This is a genomic window from Pseudomonas sp. GXM4 (genome assembly GCF_008923895.1).
Classification (GTDB): domain Bacteria; phylum Pseudomonadota; class Gammaproteobacteria; order Pseudomonadales; family Pseudomonadaceae; genus Aquipseudomonas; species Aquipseudomonas atacamensis.
Window position 1 is genome coordinate 1 of the sequence record NZ_WBRZ01000141.1, and the last position, 14800, is coordinate 14800.

General features: G+C 61.9%; 13 protein-coding genes. 8 read left to right on the top strand and 5 right to left on the bottom strand.

All coding sequences use genetic code 11. The features are described from left to right. Window positions 1-51: 51 nt before the first annotated feature. The 3 genes from F8N49_RS17350 to F8N49_RS17360 form a co-directional block, all read right to left on the bottom strand. Window positions 52-348 (bottom strand): amidase, encoded by a 297-nt coding sequence (locus F8N49_RS17350; protein ID WP_071174636.1) that lies wholly within the window; start codon window positions 346-348, stop codon window positions 52-54. Continuing rightward, window positions 345-1424: a serine hydrolase gene (locus tag F8N49_RS17355; protein WP_151551972.1), complete on the bottom strand. Its 1080-nt coding sequence runs from the start codon at window positions 1422-1424 to the stop codon at window positions 345-347. The genes F8N49_RS17350 and F8N49_RS17355 overlap by 4 nt, the downstream gene beginning before the upstream one ends. A 181-nt stretch (window positions 1425-1605) precedes the next feature. Further along, window positions 1606-2484, bottom strand: coding sequence for an acyl-CoA dehydrogenase family protein (locus F8N49_RS17360; RefSeq protein ID WP_151551973.1), 879 nt, complete (start codon window positions 2482-2484; stop codon window positions 1606-1608). Between the two features lie 153 nt (window positions 2485-2637). Here F8N49_RS17360 and olsB point away from each other — a divergent pair, with 153 nt between their 5' ends. Together olsB and F8N49_RS17370 are read left to right on the top strand one after the other, a co-directional pair. Next, window positions 2638-3393, top strand: a complete 756-nt coding sequence (olsB, locus tag F8N49_RS17365) for an L-ornithine N(alpha)-acyltransferase (protein ID WP_016771324.1) — start codon at window positions 2638-2640, stop codon at window positions 3391-3393. Next, window positions 3393-4184 carry a 1-acyl-sn-glycerol-3-phosphate acyltransferase gene (locus tag F8N49_RS17370; protein WP_024011950.1) on the top strand — a complete coding sequence of 264 codons (792 nt, stop codon included), beginning with the start codon at window positions 3393-3395 and terminating at the stop codon, window positions 4182-4184. The genes olsB and F8N49_RS17370 overlap by 1 nt, the downstream gene beginning before the upstream one ends. Before the next feature lie 125 nt (window positions 4185-4309). Here the strand turns inward: F8N49_RS17370 and F8N49_RS17380 are convergent, their stop codons facing one another. Next, entirely contained in the window at window positions 4310-4888 is a 579-nt protein-coding gene (locus F8N49_RS17380) for an ACP phosphodiesterase (RefSeq protein ID WP_024011949.1), read from the bottom strand. Between the two features lie 168 nt (window positions 4889-5056). Between F8N49_RS17380 and F8N49_RS17385 the strand changes: the two genes are divergently transcribed. The 3 genes from F8N49_RS17385 to F8N49_RS17395 are packed head-to-tail and all read left to right on the top strand — an operon-like array spanning window position 5057 to window position 7641. Continuing rightward, window positions 5057-5359 carry a helix-turn-helix transcriptional regulator gene (locus F8N49_RS17385; RefSeq protein WP_016771327.1) on the top strand — a complete coding sequence of 101 codons (303 nt, stop codon included), beginning with the start codon at window positions 5057-5059 and terminating at the stop codon, window positions 5357-5359. Window positions 5360-5393: 34 nt separating this feature from the next. Then, on the top strand, window positions 5394-6560 hold the full coding sequence (locus tag F8N49_RS17390) for an MFS transporter (RefSeq protein ID WP_016771328.1): 1167 nt from the start codon (window positions 5394-5396) through the stop codon (window positions 6558-6560). A gap of 31 nt (window positions 6561-6591) precedes the next feature. After that, the gene (locus F8N49_RS17395; protein WP_041478907.1) at window positions 6592-7641 is read left to right on the top strand and encodes an alkene reductase; all 1050 of its coding nucleotides are present in this window, start codon (window positions 6592-6594) and stop codon (window positions 7639-7641) included. 383 nt (window positions 7642-8024) lie between these two features. On the opposite strand, the gene emhR is transcribed toward F8N49_RS17395, so the two are convergent. Next, window positions 8025-8657, bottom strand: a complete 633-nt coding sequence (emhR, locus tag F8N49_RS17400) for an efflux system transcriptional repressor EmhR (RefSeq protein WP_024011948.1) — start codon at window positions 8655-8657, stop codon at window positions 8025-8027. Between the two features lie 266 nt (window positions 8658-8923). Here emhR and emhA point away from each other — a divergent pair, with 266 nt between their 5' ends. From emhA to emhC, 3 genes are read left to right on the top strand one after another with little or no spacing between them, the layout of a single operon-like run. Beyond that, on the top strand, window positions 8924-10081 hold the full coding sequence (gene emhA, locus F8N49_RS17405; protein ID WP_016771331.1) for an efflux RND transporter periplasmic adaptor subunit EmhA: 1158 nt from the start codon (window positions 8924-8926) through the stop codon (window positions 10079-10081). A gap of 3 nt (window positions 10082-10084) precedes the next feature. Then, window positions 10085-13249, top strand: coding sequence for an efflux RND transporter permease subunit EmhB (gene emhB / locus F8N49_RS17410; protein WP_151551974.1), 3165 nt, complete (start codon window positions 10085-10087; stop codon window positions 13247-13249). Next, the gene (gene emhC / locus F8N49_RS17415; RefSeq protein ID WP_016771333.1) at window positions 13246-14706 is read left to right on the top strand and encodes an efflux RND transporter outer membrane subunit EmhC; all 1461 of its coding nucleotides are present in this window, start codon (window positions 13246-13248) and stop codon (window positions 14704-14706) included. The genes emhB and emhC overlap by 4 nt, the downstream gene beginning before the upstream one ends. The last annotated feature ends 94 nt before the right edge of the window (window positions 14707-14800 follow it).

Consider the following 14800-nt stretch of genomic DNA (forward strand, 5'->3'; position numbering starts at 1 on the left):
TCCTACAGGGGAACGCATTCCCAAGTAGGAGCTGCCGAAGGCTGCGATCTTTCAATGCTGTAAGCGACAGCCCTGGCGTTCGCTCAGCCACTGCGCGCTGTTGCTGCGGCCCATGCCGCTGACGGTGATGGTTTTGCTCGAAGCGTCATCGGTAAAACCGCTGGTTGGCAGCCATTGCTTCACATAGCCACGGCAATACCCGGCGTCGTTGTTCATCACATAACGACACGAGCAATATTCCTTGGCGGTGTAGGCGCTGATGATGTCCGGGAAAGCCCAGAGGTTTTCCCGTTCATACCAACCCCAACCGAGCAGCACGACCAACAGCAACAATAGGAAGCGCTTCATGGCCGCACCGCCTGCAACACGCGTTTGAGCAATTCGTTGTGCTGGTAGCTGCCATCACGATCATCGCCATAACGCACGATCACCAGTTTCTCGCTGGGCATCACGTACAGCGCCTGGCCCCAGTGGCCGAGGGCGGCGAAGGTGTCGGGTGGCGCGTCGGGCCATGGTGATGGTGCGCCATCGACAGGGCGATTGAGCCACCAATGTCCGCCGGGCACGGCTTCGTCCTGCTGCGCCCTGTAGCCAGCAAAGGGCTTGAGATTGAATGCCAGCCAATCCTCGGGCAGCAACTGCCGATCGCTCCAGCGCCCGCCCCGCGCCATCAACAGACCGACCCGCGCCAGATCCCGCGCGGTGAGATAGGCATAGGACGAGGCGACAAAGGTGCCGCTGGCATCGCTCTCCCACACGGCGTGACGAATGCCCAACGGCTCGAACAATGCTGTCCACGGATAATCGGCATAACGCTCTGCGCCGACCATGGTTTTCAGGGCAGCGGCGAGCAGATTGCTGTCACCGCTGGAATAACGGAAAGCCTGACCCGGCGCGGCGTAGGCGTCGTGGTCCGCAGTGAACGCGGCCATGTCGCGATGGCCGCGGGTGTAGAGCATTGCCACCACCGAGGATTTCAGCGGGGCGTATTCGTAGTCCTCCTGCCAATCGAGACCGGAGGCCCAGTTCAGCAGATGGCCGAGGGTGATCGCCGGGTGTTTGTCCAGCGCCGGGTAGAACTTCAGCGCTGGATCGTCGAGCTTGAACCGGCCTTCGCCGTAGGCCACGCCGAGGACCGTTGCCAGCAGGCTTTTGCTGATCGACCAGGTCAGATGCGGTGTCTGTGCAGTGGTCGGAGCGGCGTAGCGTTCGTAAATGATCTGGCCGTCGCGGATGATCAGCAAGGCGTCGGTGCGGATGCCTTCGCGGGTGGCGTCGTTGCGCGGCGCGAAGGCGTAGTTTTCCAGCGCCTCGACGGCCGGGCCGGTGATCTGCGGGGCGATTGGCCATTGCTCATTCGGCCATTGTTCGGCGCGGACGGTGAGGCTGATCAGCAGCAGGAACAGCGACAGGCCTTTGAACATGGTGGGCGCTCTGGGAATGAACCTGTCGAGACTAGTCGGGGTTTATGACAAATTTTAGATGTTGGTCGTCCATGAAATTGCCATCGCTGGCAAGCCAGCTCCCACAGGGGTCCCAAGTGAACACACATTTCATGAACACCTTTGAAACCTGTGGGAGCGGGCTTGCCCGCGATGAGGCCAGTCAGGCCAACGCAAGAGCCTTGGCCAAGCGCTTGGCCCGGGCCCCTGCAGCCAATTGCATCACGCCTTGATCACGCTGCCACATCGCCGCCCACGCAGGATCACCCTGCACCAACGCCTGATCTACCTCGGTCTTGAGTGATTCAAACTGCGCAAACAATCCGCCCAGCACTACATGCCCCGCCGGATTGTTCGGCGCTTGCCGGCTGGCCTCGGCGCACCCGGCCAGCAGCGCCAGCAAACGCAGTTGCAGGGCCTGCGGCCAGTCGCTGTCCTGGCCGACGCCGTACAGCCACGCGGTCATGGCGCTGAGCACGTAGACATCTTCAAGACTGCGAAACGGTTTGACGTAGGCGTCCCAACCGTCGCCGGCGAGCAGTTCGCACAGGGCGCCGTCCAGATGCAGGCGGCCGTGGCTGATGTCCGGCATCAACGGCAACGCCGGCAGTTTTTCCACCTTCACGCCGGGCTCGCCGGGATACACCACCGCCAGACTCAGGCGCGGTGTTTCGCCCGGCTCCTCACTGCGCGCGGCCACCAGCAACCAGTCGGCAGCATCGCCTGCGGTGACGAAATCCTTGCGCCCGCTCAAGCGCAAATCGCGCAGCCGCGTTTGCATATCGGCCGGACGCAGGCTGCGTTGCTCGGTCGCGCACAAGGCGCCGAGGCTCAGCGGCGCGCTCGGCCACAACATGCGCAGCGCCGCCTGATAACCCACCAGAAACGCCAGCCCCGGCGTCGCCATCCGCCGCCCGCCGGCCACCGCCAATTCGAACGGCGTGACGTTGCCCAGCGTCTGCAACAACGTTGCAAAGCCCTCGGCCAGATCAGCTGCGGCGGGCAAGCGTTCACGGCGGTGCAGCAGATCTGGCCAGGGCATGGGCGCCTCCTTGTGGGCTGTCATATAAGCATCACCGAACGTTCATGGCGATGACACCGGGGCTACATAGCCTGACTTTGCACAACACGGCTGCATAAAGAAAGTCGATCGGCTGCAACCCACGACGGGTTAAAGGCCCGTACGGAGATTCACATGACGCAAATCGCCCGCATCAGCGACACCGGCAATGAACGCCGCCTGCAAGCCGAACGCCTGATCGGCGCCGAAGCCTTGCAGCAAGCCCAGGCCCTGCGCTTCGCCGTCTTCAGCGGCGAGTTCAACGCCAAACTCAAAGGCGCCGAACTGGGTCTGGACATGGATGATTATGATGTTCACTGCAGCCACATCGGCGTGCGTGACCTGAACACCGGGCGCCTGGTCGCCACCACGCGTCTGCTCGATCACACTGCCGCCAGCAGCCTCGGCAAGTTCTACAGCGAAGAAGAATTCAGCCTGCACGGCCTCGCCCATCTGCAAGGCCCGATCCTGGAAATCGGCCGCACCTGCGTCGATCCGGCGTACCGCAACGGCGGCACCATCGCCGTGCTCTGGGGCGAATTGGCCGAAGTGCTCAATCAGGGCGGCTACAGCTATCTGATGGGTTGCGCGAGCATCCCGATGCAGGACGGCGGCATTCAGGCCCACGCGATCATGCAGCGTCTGCGCGAACGTTATCTGTGCACCGAACACTTGCGCGCCGAGCCGAAAAATCCGCTGCCGACGCTGGATATCCCGTCCAACGTCATCGCCGAAATGCCGCCGCTGCTCAAGGCTTACATGCGCCTCGGGGCGAAGATCTGCGGCGAGCCGTGCTGGGACGAAGACTTCCAGGTCGCCGACGTGTTCATCCTGCTCAAGCGCGACGAACTCTGCCCGCGCTACGCCAAGCACTTCAAGGCGGCGGTGTGATGAGCCGGTTGCGGGTGTACGCGCGAATCGCGCGAGTGCTGCTGGTGGTGACGCTGGGGCTGACCATGGCCAGCGTCTTCGGCGTGTTCGAGCGCATTGGTCTGGCGCACTCGATGGAGCGGCGCCAGCGCTGGTCGCGTTTTTTCATGGCACGGCTGAGCAACGCCCTGCCGTTTCGCGTGAGCGTGCATGGCGAGCTGCCGAAACAGCCGATGCTGTGGGTCAGCAATCACGTGTCGTGGACCGACATTCCGCTGCTGGGCATGCTCACGCCGCTGTCGTTTCTGTCCAAGGCCGAAGTGCGCACCTGGCCGGTGGCCGGCTGGCTGGCGGCCAAGGCCGGCAGCCTGTTCATCCGCCGTGGGTCGGGCGACAGCCAGTTGATCCGCAAGCAGATGACCCGCCATCTGCAAACCGAACACGCGCTGCTGATGTTCCCCGAAGGCACCACCACCGATGGCCGTTCGCTGCGCACCTTTCATGGTCGCCTGCTGTCGGCGGCGATCGATTCCGAGGTGATGCTGCAACCGGTGGCGATCCGTTATCTGCGTGACGGCGAAATCGACACGCTCGCACCGTTCATTGGTGACGATGACCTGCTCTCGCACCTGATGCGCCTGTTCAGCCATGACTGCGGCGATGTCGAGGTGCATCTGCTCAAGCCAATAGAGTGTCAGGGCCGAGAGCGTGCGGCGCTGGCGTTCGAAGCGCAGCAGGCGGTGCAGAAGGTGTTGTTTGGATCGATTCCGGAAACCCGACAATCGCCAATGCGCCCGGCAATCGCTGCCTGAAACACAAATCCCCAAATCACCTAGGCCCCCTGTGGGAGCGGGCTTGCCCGCGAAAGCGGTTGATCAAGCAACATCAAAGTTGAATGTGCCGACGCTATCGCTGGCAAGCCAGCTCCCACAGGGATTCAGGTTGTATGTGATTGCACTGCAAAATCCTGCAATTGCGGATAGAACAGGCTGAAGTCCTCACTCAGCGGCTCATACAACCGCCGCAACTCCGCCATGGCCCCGGCCAATTCCTCTGGTCTGGTCAGGCGCCGCGAGATCCCGCGCAGCACCTGTTCCAGCACCTCGAATTCGCGATACGAGCCCAGCCAGTCGTTGGCGACCATGTGCGGGGCGATCTTCGCCAGCCGTTCCGGCAACTGTCGTTCGCGGGACAGCACGTGATAGACGTCTGCGGTGAACTGCTCCAGCGGTCGGTCGGCATACAGCGTCCAGTCCCGCGCCAGGCAATGATCGAAAAACACATCGAGGACGATTCCGGCATAGCGCCGCCGCGTTTCGCTGAAGCGGCCCAAAGCAATGTCGACCAGTGGATGGCGATCGGTGAAGACGTCGATGCGCCGATGCAGCGCAATCGCCGCCTCCACTTCCGGGTCGAACTGGCCTTGCAGCCGACCTTTGACGAAGTCGCCATACAGGCTGCCAAGTAACTGACCGGGGCGCTGGCCGCCGAGATGCAAATGCGCGAGATAGTTCATGGGCGCAGCTTAGCACTGCGGTCGATCCTCCAGCACCCTCGTATCGTTATAACCCGATATAGCGATTTATGCGTTCGTCAGACCGAATTCATATTGGTATATCGCGATCCAACGATTTAAAGTTCGCTCCATCGCGATATATCGCCACTGCCACCACGAGCCCAAGCCATGAACCTCGACCTCGACGAAATAATAAAAGCCCTGGCGCACCCAGTACGGCGAGACATCCTCAACTGGCTGAAAGACCCGAAAGGCGAATTCCCCGAGCAGTTGCACAACCACGAATACGGTATTTGCGCCGGGCAGATCGATCAGCGTTGCGGCCTGTCGCAATCGACCGTGTCGGCACACCTGGCAACGTTGCAACGGGCCGGGCTGATCAGCAGCCAGAAGGCCGGGCAGTGGCATTTCTTCAAACGTAACGAGGACGTCATCCAGGCGTTTCTCAGCACCCTCAGTAAAGAGCTCTGACCCTTAACGTCAGCCAGCCGACAAGGAAACCTGCATGCCCCTTTCGCTTCTCATCCTCGCCCTGAGCGCCTTCGCCATCGGCACCACCGAGTTCGTCATCATGGGCCTGCTGCCCGACGTGGCGGCGGACCTCGGCGTGTCGATTCCCGGCGCCGGCTGGCTGGTCACCGGTTACGCCCTGGGCGTGGCCATCGGTGCTCCGTTCATGGCGCTGGCCACCGCGAAGCTGCCGCGCAAGGCCGCGCTGGTGGCGTTGATGGGCATCTTCATTGTCGGCAACCTGCTCTGCGCCATCGCCAGCGACTACAACGTGCTGATGTTTGCCCGGGTCGTCACCGCTTTGTGCCACGGTGCATTCTTCGGCATCGGCTCGGTGGTGGCGGCCAATCTGGTCGCGCCCAACAAACGTGCCTCGGCGGTGGCGTTGATGTTCACCGGTCTGACCCTGGCCAACGTACTTGGCGTACCGCTGGGCACCGCATTGGGTCAGGAAGCCGGCTGGCGTTCGACCTTCTGGGCGGTGACCGTCATCGGTGTGATCGCGCTGATCGGCCTGATCCGCTTTCTGCCGGCCAAGCGTGACGAAGAGAAACTCGACATGCGCGCCGAACTCGCTGCCCTCAAGGGTGCCGGTATCTGGCTGTCGCTGAGCATGACCGCGTTGTTCGCCGCCTCGGTCTTCACCCTGTTCACCTACGTTGCCCCACTGCTTGGCGAAGTCACCGGCGTGTCGCCGCGTGGCGTGACCTGGACGCTGATGCTCATCGGTCTGGGCCTGACGGTCGGCAACATCATCGGCGGAAAACTCGCCGACAAAGGCATGGCCGCCACGCTGATCGGCGTGTTCATCGCCATGGCCGTGGTATCCACGGTGCTGAGCTGGACCAGCGTTGCGCTGATCCCGACCGAGATCACCCTGTTCCTCTGGGCCACCGCGTGTTTCGCCGCTGTGCCGGCGCTGCAAGTCAATGTGGTGACCTTCGGCAAGGCTGCGCCGAACCTGGTTTCGACCCTGAACATCGGCGCCTTCAACGTCGGCAACGCGCTTGGCGCCTGGGTCGGCGGCAGCGTCATCGCCCACGGCTACGGCCTGACCAGCGTGCCACTGGCTGCCGCCGCGCTGGCTGTACTTGCCCTGCTGGTGACCCTGATTACCTTCCGCCAGAACGGCAATGCCGAGCTGGCGCCTGCTTCCAACTGATCAACTTCCTTATTAAAAGAGGCTTTTAGACATGGCGACTATTTTCGACCCGATCAAACTCGGCGACATCGAGCTGAACAACCGCATCATCATGGCCCCGCTGACCCGCTGCCGCGCCGACGAAGGTCGTGTGCCGAACGCGCTGATGGCCGAATACTACGTACAACGCGCCTCGGCCGGCCTGATCCTCAGCGAAGCCACTTCGGTAACACCGATGGGCGTCGGCTATCCGGACACCCCGGGCATCTGGTCCAACGATCAAGTGCGTGGCTGGGCCAACGTGACCAAGGCGATTCACGGCGCCGGCGGCAAGATCTTCCTGCAACTGTGGCACGTTGGCCGCATTTCTCACCCTTCGTACCTGAACGGTGAAGCACCGGTTGCGCCAAGCGCCATTCAGCCAAAGGGCCACGTCAGCCTGGTCCGCCCACTGGCCGACTACCCAACCCCGCGCGCCCTGGAAACTGCTGAAATCGCCGACATCGTCGACGCCTACCGCACCGGCGCCGAGAACGCCAAGGCCGCCGGTTTCGACGGCGTGGAAATCCACGGCGCCAACGGTTACCTGCTCGACCAGTTCCTGCAAAGCAGCACCAACCAGCGCACCGACCAGTACGGCGGCTCGCTGGAAAACCGTGCGCGCCTGCTGCTGGAAGTGACCGACGCCGCGATCGAAGTCTGGGGCGCCGGCCGCGTTGGTGTGCACCTGGCACCGCGCGCCGACTCCCACGACATGGGCGATGACAACCTCGCCGAAACCTTCACCTACGTCGCCCGTGAACTGGGCAAGCGTGGCATCGCGTTCATCTGCTCGCGCGAAAAAGAAGGCGCCGACAGCCTCGGCCCGCAATTGAAAGAAGCTTTCGGTGGCCCGTACATCGCCAACGAGAAATTCACCAAGGAAAGCGCCAACGCGTGGCTGGCCAGCGGCAAGGCAGACGCCGTAGCGTTCGGCGTGCCGTTCATTGCCAACCCGGACCTGCCGGCACGTTTGCAGGCCGATGCGCCGTTGAACGAGCCGCATCCGGAGACTTTCTACGGTAAAGGTCCGGTCGGTTATATCGACTATCCGACCTTGTAATCAGGCTGTAGCGCAGAAATGAAAAAGCCCCGGACTTGTGAGAGTCCGGGGCTTTTCGTTGTTCGGCTTCAGACTTGTTGCGTGGCACCCGACGTAGCCCCTCACCCCAGCCCTCTCCCGAGGGAGAGGGAGCCGATTGGTGTGTTTTTCAAACTTTGAGTTCGGCGGGATATTTCAGGTCGGCCCAGATTGGCCAAACAACCCGGTCGGTCCCCTCTCCCTGTGGGAGAGGGCTAGGGTGAGGGGAAAGCGGCGAAACACGGTTTCACAAGAGCGACACAATTTCCCTACAAAATCCACGACTCGCTACGTTTAAACTCCCCGCCGCGATCATCAGCCATGGCGGCTGATTGACATCCTGCAGGGCAATTGCGCATTTTGTTTCATTTGCGCAGGCTTGGGCTCAGGCGCAGCATATCCAGCCCGGTGTCGACCCAGCGTTCAGCCTCGGCATGCAGTTCGAAGCTGTCCGGGGCCAGCAGCCAGCCGTACAGCAGGCCGTCGATGTAGGCATGAATGCTGATCGCCGCGCGGGCCGTGTCGAGGTCTTCCGGCAACTGGCCGCGATTCACCGCATTACGCAGGGTCAGGCCGATGCGCACGTTGCAATCGAGACTGGCCGTCCGGCGCTGCTGGCGCAGATCGCACATTTCATCGGTGAATTCGCACTTATGAAACAGAATTTCGTTGATGCGCCGGGTTTTCGGGTCCAGTGCAACTTGATGAAACAAATGAATCAGCAACTGCCGCATGCAGCCCAGCGGGTCCGGTTCGTCTTCGCTTTCGCTGGCCTTGGCCAGTTCATCCAGTGGTTCGTGCAGGCTGTCGAGCATGGCCTGGACGAGGTCGGCCTTGTTGCTGAAATGCCAGTAGATGGCGCCACGCGTCACGCCGGCGAGGGTCGCGATGTCCGCCAGGGTGGTGCGGGCAACCCCCCTTTCATAGAAGGCTTTCTCGGCCGCTTCCAGGATCTGGCTGCGGGTTTCCTGAGCTTCCTCTTTGGTACGACGGACCATGGCAGTAAAACCTCAAACAGGATGTTTCAGGGATGGCTGAATATCCGCTGAATAAAGAGGGGGCGATCTCTCGTGAATCGACTCCCCGGCCTACAATTTCAAACCTTGCGACGACTTTTGTATCAGGGTGGGTACGCGGCGCAGGTGTTTACAAACAACCATGAACGTAAGTATATTACTTAGCAAGCTACTTATCCACCCGGTGCCCGATTTTTACTCTTTCACACTTCTTGTGCGCTTCTTGCGCGCCTGACCCGAGGATCTTCATGCAATTCAAGCCAGCTGTTACCGCTCTGGTCACTGCCGTCGCCCTGGCATCGCTGCTCAGCGGATGTAAAAAGGAAGAAGCGGCCCCAGCCGCTCCGCCTCCTCAGGTCGGCGTCGTCACCCTGCAACCACAAGCCTTTACCCTGACCTCGGAACTTCCGGGCCGCACCAGTGCGTTCCGCATCGCGGAAGTTCGCCCGCAGGTCAACGGCATCATTCTCAAGCGTCTGTTCAAGGAAGGTGCCGACGTCAAAGCCGGCCAGCAGCTGTATCAGATCGATCCGTCGGTCTATGAAGCGACGCTGAAAAGCGCCGAAGCCGAGCTGCGTTCGACCAAGTCGATTTCCGACCGCTACAAGCAACTGGTCGACGAACAAGCCGTGAGCCGTCAGGAATACGACACCGCACTGGCCAACCGCCTGCAATCGGAAGCATCGTTGCAGAGCGCGCAGATCAACGTGCGTTACACCAAGGTCTACGCGCCGATCTCTGGCCGTATCGGCCGTTCTTCGGTCACCGAAGGCGCACTGGTCAGCAATGGCCAGGCCGATGCAATGGCAGTGATTCAGCAGCTCGATCCGATCTACGTCGACGTCACCCAGTCGTCGGTGGAACTGCTGGAACTGCGCCGCGAGCTGGAAAGCGGCCGTCTGCAGAAGGCTGGCGACAACGCCGCCGCAGTCAAGCTGACCCTGGAAGACGGCAGCCAGTACAAGCTCGACGGTAAGCTGGAATTCTCCGAAGTCTCGGTTGACCAGACCACTGGCTCGGTGACCCTGCGCGCCGTGTTCCCCAACCCCGATCACACCCTGCTGCCAGGCATGTTCGTCCACGCCCAGTTGCAGGCCGGCGTCAACAGCGCAGCGATCCTCGCGCCGCAGCAAGGCGTGACCCGCGACCTCAAAGGCACCCCGACCGCACTGGTCGTCGGCGCCGACAACAAGGTCGAGCTGCGTCAGCTCAAGGCCAGCCGCACCGTCGGCAGCCAGTGGCTGATCGAAGACGGCCTGAAAGCCGGCGATCGTCTGATCACCGAAGGGCTGCAGTACGTCAAACCGGGCGTCGAGGTCAAAGCGACCGAAGCGACTAACGTCGGCACCAAGAACCCGGCCCCCGCACAGGCAGCTGACAAAGCCGCCGGCGGCAAAGGGGAGTAATCCATGTCAAAATTCTTCATCGACCGTCCGATTTTCGCCTGGGTAATCGCCCTGGTGATCATGCTGGTCGGGGCACTTTCGATCCTGAAATTGCCGATCAACCAATACCCGAGCATTGCGCCACCGGCCATTGCGATCCAGGTGACCTACCCGGGTGCGTCCGCACAAACCGTGCAGGACACCGTGGTCCAGGTCATCGAGCAACAGCTCAACGGTATCGACAACCTGCGTTATGTGTCGTCGGAAAGTAACTCCGACGGCAGCATGACCATCACTGCGACCTTCGAGCAAGGCACCAACTCCGACACCGCGCAGGTCCAGGTCCAGAACAAGCTGAACCTGGCCACCCCGCTGCTGCCGCAGGAAGTGCAGCAACAGGGTATCCGCGTGACCAAGGCAGTGAAGAACTTCCTGCTGGTGATCGGCGTGGTGTCGCGTGACGGCAGCATGACCAAGGACGACCTGTCCAACTACATCGTGTCGAACATGCAGGACCCGATCTCGCGGACCGCCGGTGTCGGTGACTTCCAGGTCTTCGGTGCACAGTACGCGATGCGCATCTGGCTCGACCCGGCCAAGTTGAACAACTTCAACCTGACCCCGGTCGACGTGAAGAATGCGATTGCTGCGCAGAACGTCCAGGTGTCGTCCGGTCAGCTCGGTGGCTTGCCTGCCGTGCAGGGCCAGCAACTGAACGCGACGATCATCGGCAAGACCCGTCTGCAGACTGCTGAGCAGTTCAAGGAAATCCTGCTCAAGGTCAACAAGGACGGTTCGCAGGTTCGCCTCAAAGACGTGGCTGAAGTCGGCCTCGGCGGCGAGAACTACGCGATCAGTGCCCAGTTCAACGGCAGCCCGGCTTCCGGTCTGGCGGTGAAACTGGCCAACGGCGCCAACGCCCTCGATACCGCCAAAGCGTTGCGCAACACCATCGACAGCCTCAAGCCGTTCTTCCCGCAAGGCATGGAAGTGGTGTTCCCGTACGACACCACTCCGGTGGTGACCGAGTCGATCAAAGGCGTGGTGCACACCCTGGTCGAAGCGATCGCGCTGGTGTTCCTGGTGATGTTCCTGTTCCTGCAGAACTTCCGCGCCACCGTCATCACCACGATGACCGTGCCCGTGGTACTGCTCGGTACGTTCGGCATCCTCGCCGCCGCCGGTTTCAGCATCAACACCCTGACCATGTTCGGCATGGTGCTGGCCATCGGTCTGCTGGTGGACGACGCCATCGTCGTGGTGGAAAACGTCGAGCGGGTGATGAGCGAAGAAGGCTTGTCACCGAAGGAAGCGACAAAGAAATCCATGGGCCAGATCCAGGGTGCACTGGTCGGTATCGCCCTTGTGCTCTCGGCGGTACTGCTGCCGATGGCGTTCTTCAGCGGTTCCACGGGTGTGATCTACAAGCAGTTCTCGATCACCATCGTGTCGGCCATGGCCCTGTCGGTACTGGTTGCCCTGATCTTCACCCCGGCGCTGTGCGCGACCATGCTCAAGCCGATTCCGAAAGGCGAGCACGGTACCCCGAAGAAAGGTTTCTTCGGCTGGTTCAACCGTAACTTCGACCGTGGCGTACGCAGCTACGAGCGCGGCGTCGGCAACATGCTGACCCGCAAGGCGCCGTATCTGCTGGCGTATCTGCTGATCGTGGTGGGCATGATCTGGCTGTTCACCCGCATTCCGACCGCGTTCCTCCCGGAAGAAGACCAGGGCGTTCTGTTCGCCCAGGTGCAGACCCCGGCCGGTTCCAGTGCCCAGCGTACGCAGGTGGTGGTGGATGAAATGCGTGAGTACCTGCTGCGTCCGAACAAGGACGGCGGTGAGGCGGACGCGGTGGCTTCGGTGTTCACCGTGACCGGCTTCAACTTCGCCGGCCGTGGCCAGAGCTCGGGTATGGCGTTCATCATGCTCAAGCCGTGGGGCGAACGTAACGCCGACAACAGCGTGTTTAATCTCGCTGCGCGTGCCCAGCAACACTTCTTCAGCTTCCGCGACGCGATGGTGTTTGCCTTCGCCCCGCCAGCGGTTCTGGAATTGGGTAACGCCACCGGTTTCGACGTGTTCCTGCAGGACCGCGCCGGTATCGGTCACGAAAAACTGATGGAAGCGCGCAACCAGTTCCTCGGCATGGCGGCGCAAAGCAAGGTGCTGACCCAGGTGCGTCCGAACGGCCTGAACGATGAGCCGCAGTTCCAGCTGGAAATCGACGACGAGAAGGCCAGTGCCCTCGGCATCACCATCAGCGACATCAACAACACCCTGTCGATCGCGCTGGGCAGTAGCTACGTCAACGACTTCATCGACCGTGGTCGGGTGAAGAAAGTCTACGTGCAGGGCCAGCCGGACTCGCGCATGAGCCCCGAAGACCTGAAGAAGTGGTACGTGCGTAACGCCGAAGGCACCATGGTTCCGTTCTCGGCGTTCGCCAAGGGCGAGTGGGTCTACGGTTCGCCGAAGCTGGCGCGCTATAACGGTGTGGAAGCGGTCGAGGTCCTCGGGGCTCCGGCGCCGGGCTACTCCACCGGTGAAGCGATGGCTGAAGTCGAAGCGATTGCCAAGAAGCTGCCATCCGGTGTCGGTATCTCCTGGACCGGTCTGTCCTACGAGGAACGTCTGTCCGGCTCGCAAGCGCCAGCGCTGTACGCCCTGTCGCTGCTGATGGTGTTCCTGTGTCTGGCGGCGCTGTATGAAAGCTGGTCGATTCCGATCGCGGTCATGCTCGTGGTACCGCTGGGGATCATCGGTGCGCTGATGGCTACCAGCCTGCGCGGTCTGTCCAACGACGTGTACTTCCAGGTGGGCTTGTTGACGACCATCGGTCTGGCGGCTAAAAACGCCATTCTGATCGTCGAATTCGCCAAGGAACTGCATGAACAGGGACGCAGCCTGCGTGAAGCGGCAATCGAAGCCTGCCGCATGCGTCTGCGCCCGATCATCATGACCTCGCTGGCCTTCGTTCTCGGTGTTGTGCCGCTGGCGATTTCCACCGGCGCCGGTTCAGGCAGTCAGCACGCGATCGGTACCGGCGTGATTGGCGGTATGCTCACGGCCACGATCCTGGCGATCTTCTGGGTCCCACTGTTCTTCGTTACTGTGTCGTCCATCGGTCGGCGCAAAAAGACCGACGCGGATGACACTACTGAAACTCCTAAAGAGGCTGGCCAATGAGCAAGTCGCTACTCTCCATCGCAGTCGCCGCCTTCGTGCTGAGCGGTTGCTCGCTGATACCTGACTATCAGCAGCCTGAGGCTCCGGTCGCAGGCCAGTACCCGCAGGGGCCGGCGTACTCGCCGGCCCAGGCTCCGGCGCAAGCCGCTGCCGAACAGGGCTGGAAGCAGTTTTTCCATGACCCGGCCCTGCAACAGCTGATCCAGGTCGCCCTGGAAAACAACCGCGACCTGCGTGTCGCGGCGCTGAACATCGACGCTTACGCGGCGCAGTACCGCATCCAGCGCGCCGACCTGTTCCCGGCAGTGTCGGCCAATGCCGCCGGCAGCCGCCAGCGTCTGCCGGCCCGTGCCTCGCAGACCGGCGAGTCGATGATCAGCAGTTCGTATTCCGCGACCGTCGGCGTCAGCGCCTACGAACTCGACCTGTTCGGTCGGGTGCGCAGCTTGAGCGAGCAAGCGCTGCAACAGTACTTCGCTACTGAAGAAGCACGCCGCAGTACGCAGATCAGTCTGGTCGCCAACGTCGCCAATGCCTACCTGACCTGGCAGGCGGACAAGGAACTGCTCAAGCTGACGCAGGACACCCTCGGTGCCTTCGAAGAAAGCTACAAATTGACCAGCCGCAGCAACGAAGTCGGTGTGGCTTCGGCGCTGGATCTGGCGCAGTCGCGTACCTCGGTGGAAAACGCCCGGGCGCAACTGGCGCGTTACACCCGCCAGGTCGCGCAGGACGAAAACAGCCTGACCCTGCTGCTCGGCACCGGCATTCCGGCCAACCTGCAAACGGCCAAACCGCTGTCCGATGATCTGCTCAGCGATGTGCCGGCCGGTCTGCCTTCGGACCTGCTGCAACGTCGTCCGGACATCCTCCAGGCCGAGTACAACCTGAAGGCGGCCAACGCCAACATCGGCGCGGCGCGTGCAGCGTTCTTCCCGAGCATCAGCCTGACCGCCAACGCGGGCAGCCTGAGCCCGGATCTGTCCGGTCTGTTCAAGGGTGGCTCGGGGACGTGGCTGTTCCAGCCGCAGATCAACCTGCCGATCTTCAACGCCGGCAGCCTGCGCGCCAGCCTCGACTACGCCAAGATCCAGAAGGACATTGGCGTGGCGAACTACGAAAAGTCGATTCAAACGGCCTTCCAGGAAGTCGCCGACGGCCTCGCCGCCCGCCAGACCTACACCGAGCAGTTGCAAGCGCAGCGTGACTTCGTTCAGGCCAACCAGGATTACTACCGCCTGGCCGAACGTCGCTACCGCATCGGCGTCGACAGCAACCTGACCTTCCTCGATGCCCAGCGTCAGTTGTTCAGCGCGCAACAAGCGCTGATCACCGACCGCCTCGCGCAGCTGACCAGTGCGGTCAACCTGTACAAGGCACTGGGCGGTGGCTGGAATGCGCAGACCGCGCAGAACGAAGCGCTGAAAGAAGAAGCGCCGAAGATGAAGCTGTTCTGATCATCATCGGCTGAATACAAGGAGCCCACCGATTGGTGGGCTTTTTGTTGCCTGAGAATCAAAAGATCGCAGCCTTCGGCAGCTCCTACATTTG